The sequence below is a fragment of the Calditrichota bacterium genome (genome assembly GCA_016867835.1).
Lineage (GTDB): Bacteria > Electryoneota > AABM5-125-24 > Hatepunaeales > Hatepunaeaceae > VGIQ01.
In genome coordinates this window covers 1-25506 of record VGIQ01000031.1, presented here as the reverse complement: position 1 = coordinate 25506, position 25506 = coordinate 1, and the positions used below count along the sequence as shown (strand labels likewise).

29 protein-coding genes are annotated in these 25506 nt (G+C 58.0%); all 29 read left to right on the top strand.

The window, feature by feature from the left end; all coding sequences use genetic code 11:
- The first annotated feature begins 138 nt into the window (after positions 1-138).
- The gene (locus FJY67_05115) at positions 139-351 is read left to right on the top strand and encodes an MjaI family restriction endonuclease (GenBank protein MBM3328844.1); all 213 of its coding nucleotides are present in this window, start codon (positions 139-141) and stop codon (positions 349-351) included.
- A 10-nt stretch (positions 352-361) separates the two neighbouring features.
- Complete coding sequence (locus FJY67_05110; GenBank protein ID MBM3328843.1) at positions 362-679, top strand: hypothetical protein; 318 nt, start codon at positions 362-364, stop codon at positions 677-679.
- Positions 680-973: 294 nt separating this feature from the next.
- The gene (locus FJY67_05105; protein ID MBM3328842.1) at positions 974-1396 is read left to right on the top strand and encodes a YgiT-type zinc finger protein; all 423 of its coding nucleotides are present in this window, start codon (positions 974-976) and stop codon (positions 1394-1396) included.
- Positions 1393-2679, top strand: a complete 1287-nt coding sequence (asnS, locus tag FJY67_05100; protein MBM3328841.1) for an asparagine--tRNA ligase — start codon at positions 1393-1395, stop codon at positions 2677-2679. Before FJY67_05105 ends, asnS begins: the two co-directional genes overlap by 4 nt.
- Before the next feature lie 202 nt (positions 2680-2881).
- A complete protein-coding gene (locus tag FJY67_05095; protein MBM3328840.1) occupies positions 2882-4378 on the top strand; it encodes a tetratricopeptide repeat protein in 1497 nt (498 codons plus the stop codon).
- Entirely contained in the window at positions 4378-5442 is a 1065-nt protein-coding gene (locus FJY67_05090) for a hypothetical protein (GenBank protein MBM3328839.1), read from the top strand. Before FJY67_05095 ends, FJY67_05090 begins: the two co-directional genes overlap by 1 nt.
- 6 nt (positions 5443-5448) lie before the next feature.
- On the top strand, positions 5449-5736 hold the full coding sequence (locus tag FJY67_05085) for a DUF2018 family protein (GenBank protein ID MBM3328838.1): 288 nt from the start codon (positions 5449-5451) through the stop codon (positions 5734-5736).
- Positions 5709-6398 (top strand): epoxyqueuosine reductase QueH, encoded by a 690-nt coding sequence (locus FJY67_05080; protein ID MBM3328837.1) that lies wholly within the window; start codon positions 5709-5711, stop codon positions 6396-6398. The genes FJY67_05085 and FJY67_05080 overlap by 28 nt, the downstream gene beginning before the upstream one ends.
- On the top strand, positions 6371-7576 hold the full coding sequence (locus FJY67_05075; protein MBM3328836.1) for an aminotransferase class V-fold PLP-dependent enzyme: 1206 nt from the start codon (positions 6371-6373) through the stop codon (positions 7574-7576). The genes FJY67_05080 and FJY67_05075 overlap by 28 nt, the downstream gene beginning before the upstream one ends.
- Positions 7573-7953: a hypothetical protein gene (locus FJY67_05070; protein ID MBM3328835.1), complete on the top strand. Its 381-nt coding sequence runs from the start codon at positions 7573-7575 to the stop codon at positions 7951-7953. The genes FJY67_05075 and FJY67_05070 overlap by 4 nt, the downstream gene beginning before the upstream one ends.
- Entirely contained in the window at positions 7937-9184 is a 1248-nt protein-coding gene (locus FJY67_05065) for an ABC transporter permease (protein ID MBM3328834.1), read from the top strand. Before FJY67_05070 ends, FJY67_05065 begins: the two co-directional genes overlap by 17 nt.
- Positions 9177-10331 (top strand): aspartate-semialdehyde dehydrogenase, encoded by a 1155-nt coding sequence (locus tag FJY67_05060; protein MBM3328833.1) that lies wholly within the window; start codon positions 9177-9179, stop codon positions 10329-10331. Before FJY67_05065 ends, FJY67_05060 begins: the two co-directional genes overlap by 8 nt.
- Before the next feature lie 3 nt (positions 10332-10334).
- Entirely contained in the window at positions 10335-10988 is a 654-nt protein-coding gene (locus FJY67_05055) for a rhomboid family intramembrane serine protease (protein ID MBM3328832.1), read from the top strand.
- A 13-nt stretch (positions 10989-11001) separates the two neighbouring features.
- Positions 11002-12366, top strand: a complete 1365-nt coding sequence (locus tag FJY67_05050) for a bifunctional folylpolyglutamate synthase/dihydrofolate synthase (GenBank protein ID MBM3328831.1) — start codon at positions 11002-11004, stop codon at positions 12364-12366.
- A 108-nt stretch (positions 12367-12474) separates the two neighbouring features.
- Positions 12475-13767 carry a PAS domain S-box protein gene (locus tag FJY67_05045; GenBank protein ID MBM3328830.1) on the top strand — a complete coding sequence of 431 codons (1293 nt, stop codon included), beginning with the start codon at positions 12475-12477 and terminating at the stop codon, positions 13765-13767.
- Positions 13764-14162 (top strand): hypothetical protein, encoded by a 399-nt coding sequence (locus FJY67_05040; protein MBM3328829.1) that lies wholly within the window; start codon positions 13764-13766, stop codon positions 14160-14162. Before FJY67_05045 ends, FJY67_05040 begins: the two co-directional genes overlap by 4 nt.
- Positions 14122-14862 carry a DUF374 domain-containing protein gene (locus FJY67_05035; GenBank protein MBM3328828.1) on the top strand — a complete coding sequence of 247 codons (741 nt, stop codon included), beginning with the start codon at positions 14122-14124 and terminating at the stop codon, positions 14860-14862. The genes FJY67_05040 and FJY67_05035 overlap by 41 nt, the downstream gene beginning before the upstream one ends.
- The gene (gene lpxK, locus FJY67_05030) at positions 14655-15938 is read left to right on the top strand and encodes a tetraacyldisaccharide 4'-kinase (GenBank protein MBM3328827.1); all 1284 of its coding nucleotides are present in this window, start codon (positions 14655-14657) and stop codon (positions 15936-15938) included. Before FJY67_05035 ends, lpxK begins: the two co-directional genes overlap by 208 nt.
- Before the next feature lie 95 nt (positions 15939-16033).
- Positions 16034-16714 (top strand): tetratricopeptide repeat protein, encoded by a 681-nt coding sequence (locus FJY67_05025; protein MBM3328826.1) that lies wholly within the window; start codon positions 16034-16036, stop codon positions 16712-16714.
- A gap of 81 nt (positions 16715-16795) precedes the next feature.
- The gene (locus tag FJY67_05020; GenBank protein ID MBM3328825.1) at positions 16796-17308 is read left to right on the top strand and encodes a hypothetical protein; all 513 of its coding nucleotides are present in this window, start codon (positions 16796-16798) and stop codon (positions 17306-17308) included.
- Positions 17305-18549 (top strand): transcription termination factor NusA, encoded by a 1245-nt coding sequence (gene nusA, locus FJY67_05015; GenBank protein ID MBM3328824.1) that lies wholly within the window; start codon positions 17305-17307, stop codon positions 18547-18549. The genes FJY67_05020 and nusA overlap by 4 nt, the downstream gene beginning before the upstream one ends.
- Before the next feature lie 39 nt (positions 18550-18588).
- Positions 18589-21357 (top strand): translation initiation factor IF-2, encoded by a 2769-nt coding sequence (gene infB, locus FJY67_05010; GenBank protein MBM3328823.1) that lies wholly within the window; start codon positions 18589-18591, stop codon positions 21355-21357.
- Positions 21358-21639, top strand: a complete 282-nt coding sequence (locus tag FJY67_05005; GenBank protein MBM3328822.1) for a DUF503 domain-containing protein — start codon at positions 21358-21360, stop codon at positions 21637-21639.
- Positions 21640-21649: 10 nt separating this feature from the next.
- Positions 21650-22027, top strand: a complete 378-nt coding sequence (rbfA, locus tag FJY67_05000) for a 30S ribosome-binding factor RbfA (GenBank protein MBM3328821.1) — start codon at positions 21650-21652, stop codon at positions 22025-22027.
- Positions 22020-23054: a bifunctional oligoribonuclease/PAP phosphatase NrnA gene (locus FJY67_04995; protein ID MBM3328820.1), complete on the top strand. Its 1035-nt coding sequence runs from the start codon at positions 22020-22022 to the stop codon at positions 23052-23054. Before rbfA ends, FJY67_04995 begins: the two co-directional genes overlap by 8 nt.
- On the top strand, positions 23038-23733 hold the full coding sequence (gene truB / locus FJY67_04990; GenBank protein MBM3328819.1) for a tRNA pseudouridine(55) synthase TruB: 696 nt from the start codon (positions 23038-23040) through the stop codon (positions 23731-23733). Before FJY67_04995 ends, truB begins: the two co-directional genes overlap by 17 nt.
- A complete protein-coding gene (gene ribF / locus FJY67_04985) occupies positions 23733-24701 on the top strand; it encodes a riboflavin biosynthesis protein RibF (GenBank protein ID MBM3328818.1) in 969 nt (322 codons plus the stop codon). Before truB ends, ribF begins: the two co-directional genes overlap by 1 nt.
- A gap of 37 nt (positions 24702-24738) precedes the next feature.
- A complete protein-coding gene (rpsO, locus tag FJY67_04980) occupies positions 24739-25011 on the top strand; it encodes a 30S ribosomal protein S15 (protein MBM3328817.1) in 273 nt (90 codons plus the stop codon).
- Positions 25012-25074: 63 nt separating this feature from the next.
- On the top strand, positions 25075-25506 hold a 432-nt coding region (locus tag FJY67_04975), incomplete at its 3' end, for a polyribonucleotide nucleotidyltransferase (protein MBM3328816.1).

Here is a 25506-nt window from a genome sequence, read left to right as displayed (position 1 = left end):
CCAGAAGGCATCTGACACTTCCCAAGATTCGATGCGAGGCATAAGACCCCCGTTTGAACACCTTGGGAAACAATATAAGGAACGATTGACGAAAAGTCAATTATTTACGGATAAGCACTAATATTCCAGGAAGCAATATTGAAGCGGATCGCAGAGGATAAAGGGCTGGATTACCAATTGGCAAGTGCTGAAGAGGAATCTCAAGGAATCGATGGTTGGGTAGGAGGAATGCCGGTCTCGATCAAGCCTGATACATATGAAGTAAAGAGGGCATTACCCGAGTCATTGCCGAGTATCGTAGTCTATTACAAAAAGACAAAGAGTGGCTTGACCTTCGCAATCTACGATTAATAAAGTTCCCATGACCATCATCCTTATCGACAAGCCTGCTTCCCCTCGGCAGCACATCGACACTCGCGCCTTCCCGTCGGAGTTCCTTGATGACCTTGTCCAATTGGCCGATTGGAATGCGGATTGGGAGGCGGGTATATTCGAGTTTATTTACCGGCGGGATACATTGAAGCGAATGGGCAGACAGGATTTCTGGTGGAGCGAGCCTTCGGAAGATGCAGAGGGCGAGCCCGATCCCGATGCAGCGCGCCGCTACTGGAATCAGCATATTCAATCTATCCTAAGTCTATGCGGGGATGCTCGATACATTATGATTGGTGACCTTTGAAGAAGCCGAACGTGCCTGCACCTCGACGCTGTCATCGCCGCATCGATTCTCTGAAGGAATGAGTTGATCACCCCTGTATCCCGCGTCGGCGCTCGCGTCGGCACAACCGTCACCCTCGGCGGATGGCTATACAACAGCCGATCGTCCGGCAACTTACACAGTGCGTGATGTCCGATACCCTTATTCGCATCAAACGCCTTGTGATTGCCCGCCGAGTGATGTTCACGGTCAAGGCGCGTAACGAGATCGAGCGCGACATGCTAACCGAGGACCTTGTGCTCGAAGCCATTCTAAATGCGCCTGTCATCCAGAAGCGTTTGTCGTCAGTTAATCCCAAGTCGGGAATGCACGAAACTCTCTTTATCATATCAGGGTTCACGTACAACGGACTTATACTCTTCACCAAAGGCAAGATTGTCCATCAGGAAGACAAGGACTACTACTATGTCCTCATATCATCCAAGCGTTCCGTCGAATAGAATCGAATTTCCCGAAGATGTGCTGCCCTGCGCCGAGTGTGGCAGGAATACCCTTTGTCGCGTAACTGCTAACTATCCGCTCGATGATGGAACTGTCGTGACCCATCTTGAGCATTGGAAGTGCTCTTCGTGTGGGGAAGTCCTCTTCGACCTCGAGTCTATGCGTCAAATCAGGGAGGCTCGCAAACAAGGGAGGCATCCCAAGCAGAGATCGTCAAAGGCGTTGATACCAACTTGATCACCCCTATATCCCGCGTCGGCGCTCACGTCGGCACAACCGTCACCCTCGGCGGATGGCTATACAACAGCCGATCGTCCGGCAAACTGCACTTCCTGCAGGTGCGCGACGGAACCGGGCTGATGCAGTGCGTCGTCTCGAAAGCGGACGTCCCCGAAGCGGACTTCGACCTGGCCGGTCGGCTGACCCAGGAGTCGTCGGTCTATGTAACCGGCATCGTCCGTGAAGACAAGCGCGCCCCCGGCGGCTATGAACTGACCGTTCAGTCGCTGCAGGCGATCCAGATCGCGGTCGATTATCCAATCACACCCAAGGAGCACGGCCCTGACTTTCTGCTCGACCGCCGGCATCTCTGGATCCGCTCGCGCAAGCAGCATGCCGTCCTGAGCGTTCGGCATCAGATCATCCGCGCCATCCGGAACTACTTCGACGAGCGCGGGTTCGTCTGTTTCGATGCGCCGATGTTCACCCCCAACGCGGTCGAAGGGACGACGACGCTTTTCCCGGTCGAGTACTTCGGCTCGAAGGTCTATCTGACCCAGTCGGGACAACTTTACGGCGAAGCCGGGGCGATGGCGTTCGGCAAGGTCTATGTCTTCGGGCCCGTCTTCCGGGCGGAGAAGTCGAAAACTCGCAAACACCTAACCGAGTTCTGGATGATCGAGCCGGAAGTCGCCTTCCTCGATCTCGACCAGGATATGGACTTGATCGAGGACTTCCTGGTCGAAGTCGTCGGGAGGGTGCTTGAAGCATCACAGGAGGATCTCAAGATCCTTGAGCGCGACACGGCACCGCTGGAGCGAGTTCAAAAGCCATTCCCAAGAGTGACCTATACCGAAGCCGCCCGGTTGCTCGACGGCAAGACTGCTTTCAAGTATGGCGACGACTTCGGCGCTCCCGACGAAGAGGCGCTGGTCGCTAACTTCGACCGGCCAGTGCTGGTGCATCGGTGGCCGGCCGAAGTGAAGGCTTTCTATATGAAACGGGATGAAAGCGACCCGACGCTCGCCAAAGGTGTCGATTGCATCGCCCCGGAAGGCTACGGCGAGATCGTCGGCGGCGGCGAGCGCGAGACAAGCCTCGAGGAACTTGAGAGGCGTATCGCCGAGCACCAGTTGCCGAAGCAGTTCTTCGAGTGGTATCTCGACCTAAGACGTTACGGCACTGTCCCACATGCCGGGTTTGGGCTTGGACTCGAGCGGACGGTGTCGTGGATCTGCGGGCTCAAGCACGTTCGGGAGTCGATCCCGTTCCCGCGTATGATGTATCGGATGGAGCCGTAGGGTGGCACTTGACCCCCTACATTGAATGGGCAATTCTGGAAGAGCGACGTAACACTAACTGCACAAATAATTACTCAGTGCAACAGACAATACCGTCAGTAAGACAGACATTCTTGTCTGTCTTAAGGACCGGCAGTAATGCCCGTCCTTCTGGACGCTGCCACAACAACATGCCTGTTCAAAAAGAATTCATCTCAACTAAATGGACAATAGAGATGTAAGGCATGAAGTTAGGGAAAAACTCTCTCATGCCAGATCGATGCTTCCTCAGCGACCCGGCGAAGCCCTGCGTCTGGCAAGGGAGGCCTACTCCCTTGCTGACTACTGTGACGATCAGGATGTCCGCATCGACGCTGCGGTCTATCTGATCGCCCGATTGTCTCATCCCTCCCTTCGCGCCGAGCGCACTGCTCTGGTTAACGAGTGGGAGCCGGTAGTGATGGAGAATGGCAGCGCCAATCAAAAGGGAGGATTGCTAAACTCTATAGCGGTATCCCACCTTGAGAGTGGCGAAAGTCCGCGTGCGCTGGAGACGCTCAAGCGTTCGGGCGATTGCTACGACAGGATCGACGACCCCCGCATCCGCGCCATTCTGCAGATCAATTACGGTAATGCCTACACCGCCGTCGGCATGCACGATATGGCAGTTAAAGCGTTTGAGCGAGCCCTTGTCGATGTCGAATTGATCGATGACCGCGGTCTTCGCAAGTCGATTCATACCAATCTCGGAATAGTCTTTCGCAAACTGCTCGATAACGACGAAGCCCTGAAGCAATTCGAAATCGTTAGAGAAATGGCGGAAGAAGACGACGATGTCATGATGCTTGCCAGTTCTTTCACCAATCTCTGCACCGTCTATTACTTCAAAGAGGATTTCGATTCCGCCCTCGAATGCGCATTGCTGTCACATAAGTATAACACTCGATTAGACAACAGTCACGGGATGCTGGCATCTCTCACCAACCTGGGAATGCTCTACTACAGAACCGATCAACTCGATCAGGCCATTCATTACTTCGAACTTTCCATGTCGATTGCCCAATCGTTGGGACATACCTTCGCTATTGCCAATCTGATCAAGAACTTTGGCGATATCCATATGGCTCGTAGAAGGATCGACCAGGCCGAGGAGCACTATATGAAAGCGTGGGGAATGGCGGTCGAAATCGAAGCGGTTGACCTGCAAAACGATGTGAAAGCGGCGCTGGTGCGGGTTTATGAGGAACGTGAAGATTGGAAGAAGGCTCTTGAAGGGTACAAGGAGTTGATGGATTTGAAGACCCGTTTCTTTCTTGGCCGGCAGCGCGAGATCGTCGAGGATTTCCGATTGCGCTACGATATGGAATCGAAGGAGCGCGAATCTCAATTCCAAAGGGAACGAAATCAGGTGCTGCAGAATGAGATTGAAGAGCGAAAGATCGCCGAGATGCGCCTCAAGGAAGCGCTTGACCGCATCAAAGTAATGAGTGGCTTACTCCCTATCTGTTCGCACTGCAAGAAGATACGTGACAAGGACGGGTCCTGGTATATCCTTGAGCAGTATATTACCGAGCACTCCGACGCGCAGTTGACGCACAGTTTTTGCCCCGAGTGTATGCAGACTTACTATGGCGAAGGGGTCATTTTGTCGCCCCGTCCCGGCAAGAGTCGCAAAATCTCCCCTATAGTCGATTCGACGATCGCTTCGACACAAGAGTGATAACTAAGCGAACATTGTCTGATAGCATCAAGGCACTTGCCCTGTTGTCGGGAGGGCTCGACAGCAGTCTTGCACTCCTGCTAATTCAGCGCCAGGGGATCGAAGTCGAGGCGGTCAATTTCCACACCGGATTCTGCTTCACCGACGTCCGCCGTGCGGTGCGCCGCGCCGGCGAAGGGCCGTCTCAGGGCGGGCCGTCGGACGCGCTCTCGGCAGCCGCCCGGATCGGCGTTCCGATCGATGTAATCGATATTTCGCGCGGCTATCTGGAAGTGCTCCATAATCCTCGCTACGGTTACGGCAAGAATGTCAATCCCTGCGTCGATTGCCGCATTCATATGTTTCGCCTGGCACGGGAAAAGATGGAGGAGTCCGGCGCGCTGTTTGTCTTCACCGGCGAGGTGCTGGGGCAGCGCCCCAAGTCGCAGCATCTGGCACAGTTGAAGCAGATCGCGCGCGAGTCGGGGCTGGAAGACCGTCTCTTGAGACCGCTCTCTGCGCTGCTTCTTCCTCCGACGCTCCCCGAGCGGGAAGGTTGGGTAGATCGTTCCCAACTTATGGGCTTTCACGGCCGGACGCGCAAGCCGCAAATGGCACTGGCTTCGGAGTTAGGACTTGGGCAGTATCCGCAACCTGCAGGCGGCTGCTGCTTCCTGACCGACCCAACTTACGGACGAAAGGTGCGCGACCTTTGGGAGCACTCATCGAAAGAGGAACTTGACTGGGACGACTACCTGCTGCTCAAGGTGGGACGGCACATCCGGATCGGGCCGAATTCCAAAGTCGTCGTTGGACGCGACCAAGGAGAGAATCTCTACCTCGATCAGACCCGTGGAGCACGTCTTCGCCTGGAGGTTGAGGGGGTGATGGGACCGGTAGCCCTGATCGACGGCGAAGCGAGTGAGACCGAGGTCGCCAAGGCCGCTGCCATTACCGCACGTTATAGTGACGGGCGTGGGCTTGGAACCGAATTGACTGTCCGCATCGAAAACGGAACCTCAACCCGGCGCGTTTGGGTGATGCCGATGGCAACTGAGGCAGTTCAGGAAGCAATGGTTGGATAGCGTCTTATGAGCACAACCGACCGGGTCGAGCGCGACCGGCTGCTCTTCCGGACCGATCCGCATCGTCAATTGGTCGATACTTTGCGACAAGCGAACCCGGTGCTCACTGCGGAAGCAATCAAGAGAGCGATCGAACTGCAAATCATCGCTGAAGAAATGGCACGTCGGGCGGGAGTGGAGATCGATGAAGGCTCGCTAACGAGGTTTCTCGCCGATCATAAGGACGAAATCGACGAACAGGTGAGTCGCGCGCTGACCGCATTCATATGCGCAATTGTGTCGCAGGAAGGGTAAATGAAATGGAGAATGATGAATTTAGAATGAAGAATGTGAAGGTCTCCGGTGAGACAGGATTGGAGTCAAATCCAGGATTTGGGAGGGCGGAACTTGGAGAGGAGGGTATCGCTGCTGAGGCGGAGAAACCGGGGCTGTTGCTGCATATCTGTTGTGCGCCGGATGCGACGGTTGCTATCGAACGACTAAAGGGACGATTTAACCTTTGGGGGGTGTTCTGCAATCCAAATATCGAGCCGGATGGGGAGTATGACCTTCGCGAAGCCGAGGCGAGGATGTTCACCGGACTCGTCGGCCTAAACTATGAGGAAATCTCCCCGGACCACGACGAGTGGTTCGATCGGGTGCGGGATTTTCCTGACGAACCGGAACGCGGCGAACGGTGCCGCCGGTGCATCGCCTACCGCCTCGAACGCACCGCCCGGCAGGCTCGGCATTATGGACTTCCTTACTTCTCCACTACCCTCTCCACCAGTCCACACAAGGACGTCGATTTCATCCATCAGACCGGCGCCGCAATTGCCGCCCGGCATGATCTCGTTTATATTCCCGAGACCTTTCGCAGGAACGATGGTTACCGGCGATCGGTCGAACTCTCGCGCATCTATCAACTCTATCGTCAGAACTACTGCGGATGCCGGTGGAGCCGGAGGCGTGGCTGAAGGCTTCGCTTATCTTCGACCGCCGGCCGGAGGCTTATCACCCGGAAGTTGAGGAAGCGGTTCGCAAGGCGATGGAGACCGCCCGGAACTGGCGCGCAGGGGCTGCTGACGAGTCGGACTTCACAGCCATCGAAGAGGGCGCCCGGAGCGCCATCCGCGCAGCATTCGGCCTGACCGATGACATGCGGATCGTCTTCACCTCTTCTGTTGAGGAGGCTCGCAATCAACTGACCAAAGGTCTCGCCTGGGCTGCGGATGACTTCCGGCGCGAGATCGTCTCTGTCGATGGGGACTCGACCGGCTTCGAGGAGTCGGCTATCTGGTGCGAAAGGTGGGGATTCAAGTCGGTCGTCTTGCCGCTCAACCGGGTTGGAGGAGTCAACTTCCCGGAGATCGAGCGAGCCATTACCCCCCGAACCGCCGTTGTTGCTTTCGAGGCTGCCACCCCGGGAAGCCTCCATCAGCGGCTGCCGGAGATCCGTAAGGTGCTCCTATGCGCAGAGAAGTCGGACGCTGAAACGGTCGTAGATGCGAGCCTTGACATTGCAGCGCGCGGGTGCATCAGGCTTGCTCCCGAGGGACATATCGATCGGTCAATCATCGGTCGCTATTCGATGATTTGCGACGGCTCGGTCCTTGGCGCTCCGACTGGAGTAGCGTTCTTCGCGCTCCGCTCGGGTGCCCGGTTTGGGCCGCTCATCAGCGGCGGAACGGAACAGGATGGCTTGCGCGGCGGGCGAATGAATCCGGCACTAATAGCCGGCCTGGGGGCTGCTGCGAGAGTCTATTCCACTCGTGGCGACGTCGAAACAGGGCACCTTGAGACCTTGCGTAATAATGCTGTCAAGGAACTGAAGAGGCGACTTCCCGATGCCGTTATTCCCAAGGTTGAGGCACCGCTTCCGGGCGGGTTGACAGTCATCGTCGGAGGGGTGGAAGGCGAAGCCGTGGTTATGCTGGCCCGTCAGCGAGGGCTTGCCATAGCCACCGGATCGGCCTGTCAATCGCGGATTGGGAAGCCTTCTCCCGCCCTGCTGGCAGCAGGCTTTTCGCCGGAGGAAGCCAACGGTGCCCTGCATCTTGCGTTCCGTCTCAGCCAAACAACCGACGATGTGGTTCGTGCCGTTGCGATTCTCGCGGACGTAGTCGGTCAATTGAGACAGATGGCAGGACGATGACCGGCGACCTTTCCGATACCTATATCGACCATTTCACCCATCCGCGTGGGATCGGCATTGTCGAAAAGCCGGATGCTGCTGCAGAAGGTGCCATTCAGGGCGAAGGCTGCTTCGATCGCGTCTTTCTCACTTTGAAAGTCGCGAACGACCACATTGCAGCGTTGAAGTTTCGGGCTCGCGCTTGTTCGGGGACCATAGCCGCCTGCTCGGCACTGGTGGAAATGGTCGAGGGGATGAGCCTCGCCGCAGCAAGGGAGGTCGATGCGAAAGCCTTGATCCACCACCTGGGCGGTATTCCAGCTGTCAAGGCGCACTCCGTCGAACTGGCTGCCAAGGTGCTGCAAGATGCTCTCATAACCTTTGCGCAGGAGCAATAGTCAGTTGTTTTCCCGATTCACCCGGACGATTTATCGCAAGGAACTGAAGGACATCCTGCGCGACCGGCGGTCGCTCGTCTCAATGACCGTTGTGCCGCTGCTCCTGACGCCGGTGCTGATCATCGGGACGACCTACTTTGTTTCGTCGCAAGCGAAGAAGGTCGCGGAGAAGAAGTCGATCGTCCGTTGGAGCGGGACACAGGCTCCGGACTTGAAGGAGCAGTTGCGCTCGCTCGAGGACATCGACCTACTCGACGGATCGGACGATCACGAGACGATTGCAGCGCTGCTGCGGGATAAAACCATCGATCTGGCTATTGTGGTCTCACCCGATTTCGACACTCAACTGGCGTCGCGCGAAACTTCAGACCGAAAGCCGGGCGTAACGCTCTTCTTCGATGAAACGCGGGAGCGGTCGAATCTGGCTCTGAGACGGGTGAGCAAGGTCTGTCGGGCGTTTGAGAACCGCATTCTGGCGGGCATTCTGGAGCGGCACGGACTGCCGCCTGGTATCGTCGAACCGGTCGGCATCGTCGAGCGCAACGTGCGGTCAAAGGAGGAGATGGGCCGCTACGGGATTGGAATGTTCCTGCCCTATCTTATTATAATGACCTTGCTTAGCGGAGCGATGTATCCGGCAATAGACATGACCGCCGGGGAAAAAGAGCGCGGAACGCTCGAAACGCTTCTGGCAGCCGGAGTGCCCCGGACGGACATTGTCCTGGGAAAGTTCCTGCTTGTCTTCACGGCGGCACTGGTAACCCTCGGACTGACTATTGCCAGCCTCTTTTTTACCTTCAGTTACAGCGTCCAGTTGGCGCCAGACATGGCAGCTGAGATTGCCCGCCGATTTGCCTTCAGCCTCGATGCGATCGCCTTTCTTCAGATCATTCTGGCGCTCGTCCCCCTGGCGGCGATCTTCTCAGCTCTGCTGATGACGATTTCGCTCTTCGCGAAGTCTTATCGCGAGGCACAGTCCTATACGATGCCGATGTTAATCGTGGTGCTGATGCTCTCGATGGTGTCGCTGATGCCAATGACGGAGTTCAGCACTTCGCTAGCCTTTGTGCCGATACTCAACTCGGCGTTGACTCTGCGCAATGCCTTTGCGGGGACCGGCGAAATGTCGCTTGTAGCGATCACAGTGGGAGTGAATCTGCTCTTGTCAGCAATATGTTTCTATCTGATATTTACGATGTTCCGCCGCGAGGAGGTGCTTTTCCGTGTCTGACCTGCTCGACCGCCGTCCGTTCGACCTCGATGCGCAGTCGTCCTTTCCCTTTATGGAGTCGCTCCCGGCAGCCCGTAGGCCGCTGGTGGTGGGAGTCATCGGCGCGACCGGAGCGGTCGGAGGGTTGGTCGTCCGGTTGCTCCGGGAGCGCAACTTTCCGGTCGGCGAACTGAGGCTTTTTGCCTCGGAGCGCTCGGCAGGCAGGTGGGTGGAGACGCCCTTTGGCACCGCGGCTATCGAGAGCCTCAGCAAGCGTCATCCACCGCTCGTCGAGGTGGCTTTTATGGCTGCCGGGGAGACCGTTGCGAGAGAGTGGGGCTGGCGGTTGGCTCGTCGGGGGGCACTGGTGATCGACAAATCCCCCTACTACCGCGACAAGACCTACGCACCGTTGGTCGTTCCGGAAGTGAACGGATCGCAACTTGGGCAGGATAATTGGTATCTGAAGGAGGGCGAAGATGGCCGCCCGCCGTCGGGGATAATTGCCAATCCAAACTGCACGACAATCCCGCTGGTGATGACGCTTGCACCGTTGCATCGTCGGTATGGCCTCCGGTCGGTGAATGTGGTCTCCCTTCAGAGCGTTTCTGGCAGTGGCAAGAAAGGCATTGCTGCGCTGGCACGGGAACTGACCGACAACGATGCGGAACCGTCGGTCTATCCGCACCGGATTGCCTATAATGTGATCCCCTGGATCGGCAGTCGGCACGGGTCTTCCAGCAGCGAGGAGGCGAAATTGATCTACGAGACGCGTCGGATACTTGGGATCCCGCGCTTGCCGGTTCAAGCCACGGCGCTACGAGTGCCGACTTTGGTCGGGCACTCGCTAGCAGTGCATATCGAGTTTGCCCAGCCGGTCGATCTCGGGGAGATGCGTCGTCTGCTGGACGGTTCACCCGGGCTGCGGATGGTTGACGATCCCGCCTCGGACGGTTATCCGACGCCGCTCCAGGCACAAGGCAGCGATGATGTTCTGGTTGGTCGCATCCGGCGAATTCGAGGGCGGCACGGAATAGGATTGTTCATCGTGGGCGACAACCTCCGCAAAGGTGCGGCGACGAACGCGCTGCAGATCGCCGAGTATGTTCTGAAGATTATACAACCGGCAGATTCAGCCTCCGCCAATCCTACCAAACGGCTTGCCTGACCGATGTTCTTTCCCTATCGGGACGAGAATCCTTCACGCAGTTTTCCGCTCTTGACCCTGCTTCTCATCGGCGTCAACTCCTACCTATTCGTGCGAACGGCTATACCGGAGTCGCTCGAAAGCGTGGTGCAGCATTTCGGATTCACTCCCGAACTTGCGCTGCAGCGACCCTATGTCCTTATCACTTCGACGTTTTTGCACGGCGGGTGGCTGCATTTGATAGGCAATATGTGGTTCTTGTGGTTATATGGAGACAATATCGAAGACCGCTACGGACGGCTGCCATTCCTGGGGCTCTATCTGCTCGCCGGGATTGTCGGGAACTTTACTCACGCATTCTTGACCGGCTTCGATTCGACACTGCCAGTGATAGGAGCGTCGGGTGCGGTGGCTGGGGTGATGGGAAGTTACCTAATCCGGTTTCCCATGGCACGTATCCGGTGCGTGTTTCTTCTCGTGATTTATCCAATCCTCTTTCGCGTTCACGCCCTCTTTATTTTGGGAATGTGGATGGTCCTGGAGTTCTATCAGGCATGGATTGCAATACCGGGCGATCATGTAGCGCATTGGGCTCATGTCGGCGGCTTTATGACCGGGGTCATCTGGACTTTGCCGCGGCGGGGTCGGTATCGCGAACGGCAGGGATGGTGGTGGTAAGCGTGGCGCCCCGATGACCTACCGGCAGGCCATTGACTACCTCAACTCATTCATTGACTTCGAGCGTTTGCCCGAGCCGCGAATGGTCACCACCGACGACGACATCGCCCGGTTTCGTGAACTACTGGCCCGGCTTGGCAATCCGCATCGGCGCTATCCGGTTCTCCACGTCGTAGGGACCAAAGGCAAGGGCTCGACCTCGGCGCTGCTGGCATTCATCCTCACCGCTCACGGCCTGAAGGTCGGGTTGTACACCTCGCCGCATCTGGTGTCGGTGCGGGAGCGGACGATGATCGACGGCCGACCGGTGGGACGACGTGAGTTCGCCTCGGCGATGGCTCGAATTGAAGCCTCTTCACCGCAGCAGAGCGGGGATATCCGCCTGGCGTTCAGGACGGTGTTCGAGCACTTGACCGCCGCCGCTTTCATTAACTTTGCCGACGCCGGAGTCGATGTTGCCGTCGTGGAAGCGGGACTTGGCGCGCGGCTGGACGCCACAATCGTCGTCGATCCGGTTCTGACGGTGTTGACCCCGATCGGACTCGATCACACCAATGTGCTGGGCGGAACGATTCGCGAAATCGCCTGGGACAAGGCACATTCAATCAAATCAAAGGGAAGCGTTGTAAGCGCACCACAAGTCGATGAAGCGGCGCGGGAGATTGAAGCCCGCGCTGCACATATGGGCGCCCGGCTTCACTTTGCCCAAGGCCGGGAAGAGTTCACAACGTTTAAGGCTTCGCTGCGCGGCAGCACGGTGCGCGGTTCCGTCGATCTGTTCGGGGAGAAGCCTCTACAACTGCCGCTGGCTGGATCGTTCCAGTTGGAGAACCTCTCGACCGCGCTGGAGGCGGTCCGGTGGATGCGTGATACCGGGTTTCTTAAGCCAAAGCAGGAAGCAGTCCGGGAGGGTATCAGACGGGTCCGCTGGCCTGGACGGCTCCAGCGAATCATCGAGCATCCGCTCGTGGTGCTGGACGGTGCGCACAATGAACTCGCCGCGCACAACCTGGTAAGTGCCCTGAAACAGATCGCCCCCGGTAGGAAATGGGAGGTCGTCTATTCGTCGATCCTCAACAAGCCGGCTGCTGGGATGTTGAGGGCACTCAAACCGATTTCGCGGCAGGTTCATCTGGCAGCGCTCTGTTTTCCCAAGGGCCTCCATGCTGATGCGTTAAGGGTTGCTGCCGAAGAAGCCGGCGTAGAATACTCGCCATGGCCGGATGTTCCAACCGCGATTCGCAAGGCGATGGAACGGGCAACCGCCGATTCGGGGGTTCTGGTTACCGGGTCGCTTTATCTGGTCGGTGAGGCTTTACGGTGGAAGAGAGGTCTCTCCCCGCCCCCTGCCGACGGGCGTATCGATGACCGGATCTGATCCGGTGCATTGCTTATAGGGTTCTAAATGGCGTATATTCCAAGTTGAGACGAATCGGTGGTGAGTAATCGTTGATGACCCCATATAATCGATGCCTTGTCAAATCCCATGGGCGATGATCCCAAACTGACGCCGGGTTCTGAAGGTGACATCACCTCACTGATAGACGCCTTTCGCTACTTCAACGAAGCAGCGACGACGCTTGGCGCTGCCTACCGGAAACTCGAGTCGCGCATTCAGGAGTTAACCGAGCAACTCGAGGAGAAGGATAGCCAACTCTACAGCCGCCTCATCGAACTCGACCGGGTAACGAAGTATCTGACCAGTTTGGTCGAGAGCCTCTCGAGCGGCGTGGTAGCGGTCGATATGAACGGGATGATAACGATCTTCAATCGCTCGGCTGCCGGGATGTTAGGGATTGCCGCCGAGTCGGCCATAGGTTGTCATTATACCGATATCCTCGGCAATGACGCCGGCGAGAGCGGCGCTCTCAGAACTCTTCGCGAAGGCCCGGAACTACGAGGTGTAGAGCGGGTGCTCTATGGGCGCGGGATCAAGGTAGCCTACCAGACAACCTGGGTGGTCGATTCGCTGGGGGACCGGATCGGCGTGGTCGAGGTCTTCGAGGATGTGTCTCTAATGCGCGACCTCGAGGCGCGACTCGAGCATCAAAAGACCCTTTCGGCATTAGGCGAGATGGCTGCTGCCGTGGCTCACGAACTGCGCAATCCGCTGGCTGGCATCGGGGGATTCGCAGCGCTTCTGAAGAAAGATCTTGCCGGCGATCCGAAACTGGCGTCCAAGGTCGACCGTATTCTGCAAGGTGTTCATGCCCTCGACCGGGTAGCAGGCAACCTCCTCTTTCTGACCCGGCAGACAACGATAAAGCGCGAAGAGATCGACTTGCAGTCGTTGCTCAGCGAAATCGTCCAGTTGCTCGAGTCTGAAATACACGGATCGGGATCTGATATCGGGATACACCTCTCGCTGCCGGCAGAGCAGATCCCGGTCAGCGCCGACCGGGAGTTGATGCGACTCGTCTTCACCAATGTTACGAAGAACGCCGTTCAAGCCATTCCATCCGGCCGCAAGGGCGAAGTTGCCGTCGAACTGCTCTGGAAGTTGCTCGCCAACCGGTTCGAGGTTTTGATCAGCGACAACGGCATCGGCATTCCGGACGAGAATCGGGAACGCCTCTTCAGTCCCTTCTTTACTACCCGGCACAGCGGCACCGGACTCGGTCTGGCCCTTGTCAAGAAAGTGATAGATCTCCATAAGGGCGAGATTCACATCGACTCTGCAGAGGGTGTCGGAACCCGGTTCTCCATTTCTTTGCCCATTCGCCCGCTGGCAGCAGGCGAGTCCTATGGTCAGCTGGTTGCTGCAAAGGAGACTCTTTGAAACGGATGAACCTTCCGACGCTGCTCGCTCTCGCGTGCCTTTCCGGCTGTGCCGCGGAGACGACAGTACATCTGGGCGGGAGCCTTAAGGGCGACCGCGAAATCGTGTTGACGACCGGAAGCCTCGACCAGCCGGTGAGGTCGATTGGGATTACCCAGGTAAGCCGATACGGCCTGGCACTCTTCGGATTCTTCGACCTCTGGCCGGCAGACCTGCGCGAAGTGCTGAACCGCGATCTTAGAGACGCCGCTGCGCGCACCGGCGCCGATGCTGTCGTCAACCTCCAGTTCTTCGAGATGCAGTATCCCGCCGCACTAAAAATCCTCTCCATACTAACCGTTGTTTCCCCGCGATATGCTTTTGCCACCGGGGAATTGGTTGAGTTCGTCCGTTAGCGCCGAGCAGCCGGCTCCTCTCTTCGCCTTCCGCGAGCGATTGCTCCTGGGACTGGCAACGTCGCTCGGGCCGGGACTGTTGCGGCTTTTGGGATTGCTCTGTCGCTACAAGGTCTTCGACGACGATAACCTGCACCGGGCAGAGTCGGGCGGCAAAGGAGCCATCATCGCATTGTGGCACGGACGGATGGTGCTGCCGGTCTATCACTTTCGCAAACGGGGAATTGCGGCGTTGATCAGCCGCTCGTTTGACGGCGAATTGATCTCACGCATCGTCGCCCGACTCGGCTACCTGCCGCGCCGGGGGTCGCCGCGGGCGGGTGGTCGCGAGGGCTTTATGGAACTTATACGCGACCTCAAAGCCGGACGGACGGTGGCGATTTTTCCCGACGGGCCAACCGGACCGCGACACTCGGTCAAGGATGGCGTCTTGCACTTGGCAAGGCTCTCGGGAGCGCCTATTGTACCGGTCAGTTTTCAGACCGATCGTGCCTGGAGGTTCTCGAGTTGGGACCGCTTCACGCTTCCCAAACCATTCAGTCAGGGCATTATGATCGTCGGCGAGCCTCTGGTGATACCCCGCCATTTAGGGAGCGAAGAAGCCATTGCCCACGCCCGCGAGGCAATTCGTATGGCTCTCAGAGATGCCGAAGACGAAGCCGACCGGCGTATTCGGTCGCTAACCGGAGTGAATTTCTGAAACCGCATCCCGTTCTATGGCCGCTCGCGATTCCCTACGGTGTTGCCGTAGCGTTGCGAAACCGCCTCTTTGACCGGGGTCTCTTACCGATCGTGCGGGTTCCGGCACCGGTCGTCTCGGTGGGGAACATTTCCGTCGGCGGCACCGGCAAGACGCCGTTTGTGCAGATGATAACCGGAATGATCGAGCAACTTGCAGCTCCGGGAAAGGTCGGAATCGGTATCGTCAGCCGGGGCTACCGGCGACGATCAAGGGGGCAGGTCGTCGTGAGCGACGGCCGGCGGATATTGAGCGATCCTGTCCAGTGCGGCGATGAGCCGGTGATGCTGGCCGAGGCTTGCCATCGCGCAGTGGTCATCGTCGATTCCGACCGGGTTGGGGGCGTCGAGACGGCCATCAGAATGAAGTCGGATCTGATTCTGCTCGACGACGGATTCCAACATCGCCGGCTGGCGCGGGATATTGACATCGTGTTACTCGACGCCCGTAATCCGCTCGGCAGAGGGCTGTTGCTGCCGGCAGGCTTTCTGCGCGAGCCGGCTTCGTCACTGCGTCGTGCCGATGTGATCATTTTATCGGGAGTAGGGGAAGCCGGTAACGAAGTCGCCGAACGCTGCGCAAAAATGGAGTCCCTCACCGGCAAGCCGGTGATAGCAACGCGGCTTGAGTTCGACTATTGGCGGCGGGTTGGACGCGGGGAACTGTTGGCTGCCGATCAGATTGCGGGAAAGAAGGTAGTTGCCTTCGCGGGTATTGCCAAGCCGGATAGGTTCTTTGAGGCGGTCGAACACCTTGGCGGGACAATCGCCGCCCGGATTGCGCTTCCCGATCATTGCACCTATTCCAAGGCGACGATAGACCATATCGCGCGCGCCTTTACCCGCAATCGTGCCGAATGGCTCGTAACGACCCCCAAGGATGCGGTGAAACTGCCATCGATCTTGAGTCTGTTGCCGCTCTACCGGCTTGACGCAAGGATGAAGGTCGTAGCCGGGGAGGAATCCCTCACCGCGCAACTCCGGGCGATCATTGAGGTCGCCCGGAGAATGAAGGCGGAGAGAAAGGCAGCGAATTGAGCAGCAGGTCAATGAAAGGTGTTGCAGGACTTGCCTTGCCGCCGGAGGGAACCTATAATTATAGATTGCATTAACTCAAGGACCCCTTTCGTTCGATGTTGAAGCCCAGCAAACGGATTACCAAAGCGCAACTTAAGGAGGATCAATTCCTTCTGGCAACAGCGCGGATTGAAAAGTGGTTTGAAACCAACCGCCGGACGGTGCTCTATGCGCTGGTTGGACTCTTAGTTTTGGGAGGCGGTCTGGCGGCTTACACCTGGTCGCGGGCCTCAGCGCAAAAGGACGCCGCGTTTGCCGAGATGCAGGCGCGGGATGCCTTTTCGCGGGCTGACTTCGACTCGGCGATGATCCTTGCCGAGGGTGTCATCGAGAACTTCGAAGGGACCAAAGCGGCTGCGTCGGCCTGGATGTTGAAGGGCAAGATTCACGAACAGCGCAGCGAGTTTGTCGAAGCGGCTAAAGCCTTCGAGCGGATCACGCACAAGTATGCGGGCGAGGAATACCTCGCCTTCGGCGCTCACTACGCTCTCGGCTCAATGGATTTCGGCAACCGGGAATTTGAGAAGGCGGCCCGGCACTTCGATCTGGCAGCCCGTAACTTTCCCAAGCACTTTAATGCTCCGGTTGCTCTGGTAAAGGGTGGGGAAGCGCTGGAGAGGCTGCAAAAGTATGATCAAGCCCGGGGGTTCTACCAGCGGGTCGTCTCGAAGTATCCTAAATCTCGGGCAGCCGACGGAGCGAGGGAATCTCTGGCAAAGATAGAGTTCATGAAGTGAGGTGGGTTGCGTGATAACGGGGAGACTCGTATATTGTAAAGTTGGAGTGGGCGAGGAACCCACTCTTTCTTTTGCAGGACTTTGCCGGTTGAAGAGGTGGTAACGGCGCAGGAACTCGAGGCGCTCATTGGGCCGCTCTGTCGGGAGGAGCAATTGGAACTGGTCGCGGTGCAGGTGGCCGGTCGGGCTGGCCGTCCGTTCATCCGGGTCCTCATCGACCATCGGGACGGGCCGGTAAACATCGACGAATGCACCGGTCTCGCCCGCGGCATTCAGGATCTGCTCGACTCGGCACGACGGCCGCTGCCCGACTACCGGCTCGAGGTCTCCTCGCCCGGTATCGACTGGCCGCTCACTTACGAGTGGCAATTTCGCAAGAACACCGGAAGGTGGGTCTCCTGGACCGATCGGGAAGGCGTCCGGATCGAAGGGCGACTCATAGAAGTAAGTGAAGGACGAGTAACCATCGAAATGGAAGGTGAGTCGGTCGAGATGCCTATCTCGACCATTGCCGGGGCCAAGGTGTTCCTTCCCCGGCCAAAGGTCCGGAATAGACCAGTAACAGGTCAGCGAATGAAACGGAAGACGAAGTGAAGCACGAAGTCGCAGATGCGGTTTCCTATCTCCTGAAAGAAAAGTCTGTCGATAAGGAGACTTTCCAGGAGATTATGGAGTCGGTCTTTCTCGCCATGGTAAAGCGGAAGTATGGCGAGGTGGACAATTTCAGCGTCATCTTCAACCCTGACAAAGGGGACATTGAGATCCAGTGTATGAAGATGGTCGTGGCGGACGATGAGGTTACAAATCCGGTAGCCGAAATCGCTCTTACTGAAGCGCAGTTGGATGACCCCGAAGCGCAGGTCGGCGAAGAGACTATGGTGATGGTCGATTACGACCGGGAGTTTGGTCGTCGCATCGTCCTGGCCGCCAAACAGATGCTCATCCAGCGCTTGCGCGAGATCGAGAAAGAAACGCTTTTCCGCGAATTCAGCCAGCGCATCGGCGAGATCGTCATCGGCGACATCCATCAGGTGAACCGGAACGACATCCGTCTCAATATCGACAAGACGGAAGTAGTCATGCCGCGTAACGAAATGGTGCATTCCGAGCGCTACCGTCGCGGCGATCACGTCAAAGCGATTATCCTCGATGTCCGTCGGACATCGCGCGATCCGGAGATAGTGGTCTCCCGGCGCAGTGTCGATTTCGTTCGGCGTCTGTTCGAACTCGAAGTCCCGGAGATTTATGACGGCATCGTGGAGATCAAAGCGATCGCCCGCGAGGCCGGCGAGCGGACCAAGATTGCCGTCGACACCAACGACAAGCGAATCGATCCGGTCGGTGCCTGCGTCGGGATGAAAGGCGTGCGCATCCAGGCTATCGTCAAGGAGTTGAATCACGAGAAGATCGACATCATCCTTTACGAACGGGATCGCGACAAGTTCATCCGCCGGGCATTGGCGCCGGTCATCCCGCTCGAACTGGTATATCTCGAAGGCGGGAACAAGGTGCTCGCAGTCTTCTCCGACGAGCAGATTGGACAAGCCTTCGGACGGCGGGGCATCAATATCAAACTGGCATCACATCTGACCAACTATTCCATAGAGCCGGTGCGCGCAAGCGACTACTATCAGGAAGAACTCTCCCTCGATGACGTCGAAGGATTTCCAGAGGGAGCGCTTGAACTTCTCCGTGGAGGTGGCTATCGGACGGCTGAGGAGGTGATCACCGCCGGCCGCGATGCGCTCCTCAAGTTGGAGAGTATCGATGAGGGCATGGCCGACACCATTCTTGAGGTGCTCGGCAACTACTTCGAGGAGACCGAAGAAGCGTAGTTGGGTTGACACCAGAGTTGCCCTACCCGCGGTCAAGTTATGCAGGTTATGCCTGAAGAAACCACCAGGAAGCGCAAAGTCTTTGAGGTTGCCCGGGAACTGAAACTCGAAACCACGAGGGTACTCGAGGTTCTGGCCAGCCTGGGCTGCGACCTTTCGCGCAAACAAATGTCGGCCATCGACGAGGAGTCGTATGTAGAACTCCTGCGACGGTTCGATAAAACGCGTCTGCAAAAGTATCAGAGCGAGCAGACGACGGTGCGCGAGGAGGATACGAAGAAGGATTCGGCGCGACTGCGCGAAGCCGAATTGGAGAAACTTCTCGCCGTCAAGGAAACGACGCCTCTAACTGCGGTTCCCAAGAAGATCGAACTCCCGAAGTTCAAGGGCCTGGTGATCGAGGCTGCGGCACCAAAAGAAGCGCCGGTCGAAATTCTCCCCGAAGAAAAGCCGGCCGGCCCGACAAAGGCTGAAGCGCCGGCTGTGGGCAAGGTTGAGACCGCAGCCAAAGCCAAAGCCCAGGCGCCGGTTGCACCGACCAAGACAGCAACTCCCCAGGCGCCGGCTGCTGCCGCTACTCCGGAAGAGAAACCGGCTACGGTCAAGGCTGCGCAGCCGACGAAGCGCAAGATCGAGTTGCCGAAGCCGATGCCGCTCAAGATTATCGAAGCGGCTCCGGCACAGCCGAAACTGAAACTGAAGCGGAAGCGTCCGGCGACGCCGATCGAAGTGGTCGATGAAGACCTGAAAGCCGCAGTCGATAGCAAATTGGTGGTTGAGATCGCCCGCACTGCGCCTCCCAAAGGTAAGCCGGCAGCCCGCCCGGCGGAGACTGCTCCGGCGGCCCGACGTCGTAAGCGCAAAAAGAGCAAGACCGCAGCGCCGACACCTACCGGAGGACCGCAGCCGGCGGTCGCTCATGGCCGCAAAGGCCGCAAGGTCGATCAGCACGAGGTCGCCGCTAACATCCGCAAGACCCTCGCGGCAATGGATGACCACAGCCGTCGCCGTCATCGGCGCGACCGGCAGGATGCTGCGGTTGATATCGCCGGTTCGGAAGTGCTTAAGGTGACGGAATTTCTCACCTCGGGTGAACTTGCCGCTTTGATGGAAGTCCCGGTGCAGGACATCATCAAGCGCTGTCTTGAAATGGGAACCATCGTCTCAATCAACCAGCGCCTCGACCGGGATACCATTGAACTACTTGCGGCTGACTTCGGGGTCGATGTCGAGTTCGTCCAGGAAGCCGCGATTGAGGAAGCCGTAGAAGAAAGTTTGCCGGCCAATCTGAGTCCACGACAGCCGGTCGTTACGGTAATGGGGCATGTCGATCATGGCAAGACGACGCTGCTCGACTTCCTTCGCCGCACCCGGGTCGCCGAAGGCGAGGCGGGTGGTATCACCCAGCACATCGGTGCCTATGAAGTGAATTACGACGGTAACCCCATCACGTTCCTCGACACGCCGGGACACGAAGCCTTCACCGCAATGCGGGCGCGGGGAGCACAAATCACCGATATCGTCGTTCTTGTTGTAGCAGCCGACGACCGGGTGATGCCGCAGACGCTCGAAGCGATCGACCACGCCCGCGCCGCCGGAGTGCCGATCGTTGTCGCCGTCAACAAGGTTGACAAACCAACGGCTAATCCGGAGAACATCTACCGGCAGTTGGCGGATAATAATCTGCTCGTCGAGAAGTGGGGCGGCAAGCACCAATCGGCGGAGATTTCAGCCAAATTTGGGCAGGGGATCGACGACCTGCTGGCAGAGATCCTGGTCTCGGCAGAAGTGCTCGACTTGAAGGCTGACCCGACCATTCGGGCGCGCGGAACGATCGTCGAATCGCGGCTCGACAAAGGACTTGGCGTGGTGGCAACGGTGCTGGTTGAAGGCGGGACTCTTAGAGCCGGAGACCCCTTCGTAGCAGGTCAGCATTATGGCCGTGTCCGGTCGCTGATGACTGAAATCGGAACGTCGCTCGAATCGGCCGGCCCAGCGCGTCCCGTGCAGGTCATTGGGTTTAATGGCGTCCCCCAGGCTGGTGATAAACTGGTTGTCCAGGCTTCCGAAAAGGACGCCCGTGAAATCGCTCTTAAGCGCCAGCAACAGTATCGTGAGATGTCGATGCGGCAGATCCGGGCGCTCAGCCTCGATCAGATGTCGAAGAAGATGGCCGAGAGGGAATTGCAGGAACTGGCGCTGGTCATAAAGGGCGACGTCCACGGCTCGGTCGAGGTGCTTGCAGATTCGCTGCAAAGGCTCTCCACTTCAGAGGTGTCGGTCAACATCATCCACCGCGGCGTCGGAGGGATCACCGAATCGGACATCCTTCTGGCGGCGGCATCGGGCGCGATTGTGATCGGCTTTCATGTCCACCCCAACCCGCAGGCGCGCGAACTGGCGCGCAGCGAAGGCGTCGAGATTCGCTCCTACCGGATCATCCATGAGGTTGTCGATGATGTCCGGAAGGCAATGGAAGGACTCCTTGCTCCACTTAAGGAAGAGAAGGTCATCGGGCAGGTCGAAATCCGCAGGGTGTTCCGCATCAGCCGGATTGGCTCGGTGGCGGGGTGCTATGTTCAGGAAGGCAAGGTAACCCGCAATAGCAAAGCCCGGCTCCTGCGCGACGGCGTTGAGGTCTGGCACGGCGATCTTTCGAGTCTCAAACGCTTTAAGGACGACGCCCGCGAGGTCGTAGCCGGCTTTGAGTGCGGGCTCAGCCTTGAAGGGTTCAACGACATCCACGAGGGCGACCGGCTCGAGGTCTTCGAGATCATCGAAGTGTCGCGGAAACTCGAAGAGGTGTAAATGCGGTTGACACTCCTTATTTACGACCTGCACCTTCCGGGCTGTGAGTCGTTAAAGGAGAAGCGCCGCATCTTTAACGGTTTGAAAGAACGACTAATGAACCGTTATCACGTATCAGCGGCCGAAGTTGCATATCAGGAGAAGTGGCAGCGCTCCCGGCTGGCAGTGGCTTGGGTGGCTTCAGATGCCGGTCAGTCGGAAGAGATCGCCGCAGCCATCGAACGGACGGTCAACATGGCCGAGGACCTGATCATTGCCGGTCGGGAACGGCGGGACTACTGAGGATTTAGACGTGAAACCGAACCGCCTCCTGCGGGTGGGTGAACTGATGAAACGGGAACTTGGGATGCTGGTCGGTCCGCTCAGCGACGAGTACCGCTCCCGAATGGTAACGGTTACCGAGGTCCGTCTTTCGCGCGACTTAAGGTACGCCGATGTTTGGGTCAGCCTTCCCGGCGATGAAGCCGGTCGGACAGCGACCGTTCGACAACTTTCGACCGACGCCTGGCGTATTCGTAAACAACTTGCCGGACGGGTCTATTTGCGGCATTTGCCGGAACTGAGGTTCGCGCTTGACGAGACGCTTGACCGAACCGCGCGTATCGACGACATCTTGCGCGAGAGTGGGGTTTTGACTGCAGACGAAGCCAAGGCTGACGAGAGTGAATAGAGGCAGCATCGACGAGGTGCTGGCGTTCATCACAAGCAATCGCGAGGAGATGCTCGTGGTGACGCACTTCTTTCCCGACGGGGATGCAGTAGGGAGCCTCATTGCCTTCGGCGGGATGCTCCAGCAGCGCGGCATACCGTTTCAATTGGCGATCGACGACCCGGTGCCGGAACGTTACGGATTCATGCCGGGAGCGGAGCAGATCGCGAATCTCAAGATCATGCCGCTGAACCGGACCTTTTCGCGCGCGGCGGTGCTCGATGCCGGAGCGTTGGAGCGGATAGGTCGGGGCAACGACGGAATCGGGCCGGGAACACGACTCCTCGATGTCGATCATCATTTCACGACCGAGTTCCAAGGGCACGCCAACTGTATAGATTCCGATGCCTCGGCGACGGCAGTCCTGCTGTATCGGATCTGTCTTGCTGGCAGCTTTGAAATTACATCCCAGATGGCGACCGCGCTCTTTGTCGGAATCCTGACCGACACCGGACGATTCCGGTTCTCCAATACGACACCGGAGGCGATGATCGTCTGCGGGGAACTGCTAAAATTCGGCGTCGATGCAAGTCTGGTGACAGAACAGATATTTCACAATCTCCCCGCCGCCGGGGTGCTCGCTTTGGGCAAGGCGCTGTCGCAACTCGAACTGCATTGCGACGGCAGAGTCTCGCTCATTTCGCTGGCCGGGGAGGATGCCATAAACGACACCGAAGGCTTCGTCGAACATGCCGCTTCGATCCGGGGAGTCGAGGTTGCAGCCTTTCTCTGCCAGATGGAACCGCGCTTATGGAAGGCGTCGCTCCGGTCGCGTTCCGAGTGCGATGTAAGTCTGATCGCCGGGATGTTCGGAGGGGGAGGTCATCGTAAAGCGGCAGGCTTCCGGTATCGCGGAACGCCGGAGCAGTTGAAGGAAGAACTCCTTGGGGTCATCGAGGCGCATTTGGCGAATGGAAGAGCCGCGACCGGCGAGCCTGTTGCACCAGTGAGGCCGATCGAAGACGGATCCGATTCCAACCGGGGTTGAGAACGTCGTAGAAGGTCTCATACTTGCAGTCATTAAGCCAGCCGGCATTAGTTCGTTTGGAGTGGTCAAGCAGATTCGACGTGCGGCTGGCGGACTCAAGACCGGCCATGCCGGGACACTCGATCCCTTCGCCGAGGGGCTGCTGATTGTTGGAATAGGACGTGCGGCAACGCGGCGGCTGGGCGATTATATGAAACTTGAGAAAGAGTATTTCGCCGCTGTGGCGTGGGGTGCCGCAACCGATACCGGTGACCCGACGGGAAAGATCGTAGCCGAGGCGTACGAGGCAACGCCGGGTGAAGGTCAGATTATCGAAGCCTTGCGCCGATTCCAAGGCGTTGTCGAACAGACGCCCCCGGCTTATTCAGCGGTCAAGGTTGGGGGGGTGAGACTCTATAAGGCGGCGCGTCGGGGCGAGCGAGTTGAAGCCAAGCCGCGACCCGTAGAGATTAGAGAACTCGAACTGGTGAACCGCGATGACCAGGGCTTCGAGTTCCGGGTTGTCTGCTCGCACGGGACCTATGTAAGGACTCTGGCAGAAGACCTGGCTCAAGCGTTAGGGGGATATGCTCACTTGAAGCGTCTAATCCGGACGCGCATCGGAGAGTTTCATCTTGAGGATGCGGAGTCGTTGGAAGGTGTTGTGGAACGGCTCACCGCCGGAGGCAAACGATCCTGATGGAAGTGGTGCGGGGACTTGAGAATGTGAAGGCGGCGCCGGGAGCCTTGGTCACGGTTGGCTCTTACGACGGCCTGCATATTGGACATCAGCGCATCATTCGTTCTATGAGACGGCACCGCGGCGGACCGATTACGTTGATAACATTCGAACCGCATCCGCAGCGAGTCGTTAGGCCCGACTTTCCACCCCCGCCTCAATTGACGACTCTCGACGAACGTATTGCGCTCTTCGAGAAGTCCGGAGTGAAACGTCTGGTGCTTATCAAGTTCGATGCGGCATTCTCGGAATTGACCGCGGAACGGTTTGTGAAGGATGTGTTGCTGGGGCGAATCGGAATGGGGGCAATCTTCGTCGGACCGGGACACCGGTTTGGACGAGGCCGCGAGGGCGATGTTGAATTGCTTGGGCATATGGGGCGGAAATTCTCCTTTTCCGTCGAGGTCGTTCCGCCTGTGGTGAGGCAGGGGGCTCCGGTTTCATCCAGCCGGATTCGTAAAACACTCCTGTCGGGAGACGCGCGTCGTGCATTTGAGTGGCTCTCCCGACCTTATTTCCTGTCTGGAAAGGTCATAAAAGGCGATGGGCGGGGGCGGGGACTGGGCTTTCCGACCGCAAATTTGACTTTAGCCGGGGACGGCAAGTTGATACCGCCGCCCGGCATCTATGCGAGCGTTGCGGAGTGGGACAATTTACGCTGGCCTTCGGCGACCCATATTGGTCCTCGTCCGACTTATCCCGATGCCGCACCGTCGGTCGAATCCTATCTCATCGGCTTTGCCGGCGACCTATATGGAAGGTCTATGCGCATCGGGCTGGTGAGCCGTCTGCGCGACATAGTCGCATTCGACAGCCCGACGCAACTGTCACAGCAAATGAAGCGCGATGTAGAGGATGCCCAGAAGACGCTCGCAGCCGAGCACTTTGGGTCAAGCGCACGCTTGAGAGCCCGGCGCTTCCTTACGTAATAACCATAAGTTTTCCAAAATCATAAATCAACCGACAATGAGTGAGACATCCCGTCCGTCGTCAGCGGACTTGATAGCGACCTATGGAGCGCATGGTGCCGACACCGGGCGCACCGAGGTGCAGATCGCGGTTCTGACGAACCGGATCAACGAACTGACGACCCATTTCAAGGAGCATCCCAAAGACCATCACGGCCGGCGAGGACTGCTAAAAATGGTCGGTCGCCGACGCCGCCTGCTGAACTACCTGATGCAGAGCGACATCGAACGTTACCGGCAGATCATCGAACAACTCGGACTGCGACGCTAAGGGCGGCATGCCCCGTCGTCCCGTTCGGGACAAAGGAGTAAGGAGAGCAAGGAGAGCGTGTCAATTCAACGCGAAATCGAAATCGGCGGTCGGATTCTCAAGGTGATCCTGGGAAAGACCGCACGTCAAGCCGACGGCGCCGCATGGGTGCAATATGGCGATACGGTGCTGCATGTTGCAGTGGTGTCGTCGAAGGATAAGCGGGAAGGTCTCGACTTCCTGCCGCTCACGGTGGACTATCGGGAGAAGTTCTTTGCCGCCGGGAAGATTCCGGGCGGCTTTTTCAAGCGCGAAGGGCGGCCTCACGAGAAGGAGATCCTTAGCGCCCGTCTGATCGACCGGCCGATCCGGCCGCTCTTTCCGGAAGGCTACAATCACGATACACAGGTGATGGCGATCGTCATCTCGGCCGACGGGATGAACGACGCCGACGTCCTCGGACCTACCGCTGCCAGCCTGGCGCTCAACATCTCGGACATCCCAATGAACGAGATG

What these genes read in the sequence shown, in the direction of transcription:
- FJY67_05110 (MBM3328843.1), top strand. Translation starts at nt 362, where the DNA reads ATGACCATCATCCTTATCGACAAGCCTGCTTCCCCTCGGCAGCACATC.
- FJY67_05105 (MBM3328842.1), top strand. Translation starts at nt 974, where the DNA reads ATGCGCCTGTCATCCAGAAGCGTTTGTCGTCAGTTAATCCCAAGTCGG.
- FJY67_05095 (MBM3328840.1), top strand. Translation starts at nt 2,882, where the DNA reads ATGGACAATAGAGATGTAAGGCATGAAGTTAGGGAAAAACTCTCTCAT.
- FJY67_05085 (MBM3328838.1), top strand. Translation starts at nt 5,449, where the DNA reads ATGAGCACAACCGACCGGGTCGAGCGCGACCGGCTGCTCTTCCGGACC.
- FJY67_05080 (MBM3328837.1), top strand. Translation starts at nt 5,709, where the DNA reads ATGCGCAATTGTGTCGCAGGAAGGGTAAATGAAATGGAGAATGATGAA.
- FJY67_05075 (MBM3328836.1), top strand. Translation starts at nt 6,371, where the DNA reads ATGCCGGTGGAGCCGGAGGCGTGGCTGAAGGCTTCGCTTATCTTCGAC.
- FJY67_05070 (MBM3328835.1), top strand. Translation starts at nt 7,573, where the DNA reads ATGACCGGCGACCTTTCCGATACCTATATCGACCATTTCACCCATCCG.
- FJY67_05055 (MBM3328832.1), top strand. Translation starts at nt 10,335, where the DNA reads ATGTTCTTTCCCTATCGGGACGAGAATCCTTCACGCAGTTTTCCGCTC.
- FJY67_05050 (MBM3328831.1), top strand. Translation starts at nt 11,002, where the DNA reads ATGACCTACCGGCAGGCCATTGACTACCTCAACTCATTCATTGACTTC.
- FJY67_05045 (MBM3328830.1), top strand. Translation starts at nt 12,475, where the DNA reads ATGGGCGATGATCCCAAACTGACGCCGGGTTCTGAAGGTGACATCACC.
- FJY67_05035 (MBM3328828.1), top strand. Translation starts at nt 14,122, where the DNA reads ATGCTTTTGCCACCGGGGAATTGGTTGAGTTCGTCCGTTAGCGCCGAG.
- FJY67_05025 (MBM3328826.1), top strand. Translation starts at nt 16,034, where the DNA reads ATGTTGAAGCCCAGCAAACGGATTACCAAAGCGCAACTTAAGGAGGAT.
- infB (MBM3328823.1), top strand. Translation starts at nt 18,589, where the DNA reads ATGCAGGTTATGCCTGAAGAAACCACCAGGAAGCGCAAAGTCTTTGAG.
- FJY67_05005 (MBM3328822.1), top strand. Translation starts at nt 21,358, where the DNA reads ATGCGGTTGACACTCCTTATTTACGACCTGCACCTTCCGGGCTGTGAG.
- ribF (MBM3328818.1), top strand. Translation starts at nt 23,733, where the DNA reads ATGGAAGTGGTGCGGGGACTTGAGAATGTGAAGGCGGCGCCGGGAGCC.
- rpsO (MBM3328817.1), top strand. Translation starts at nt 24,739, where the DNA reads ATGAGTGAGACATCCCGTCCGTCGTCAGCGGACTTGATAGCGACCTAT.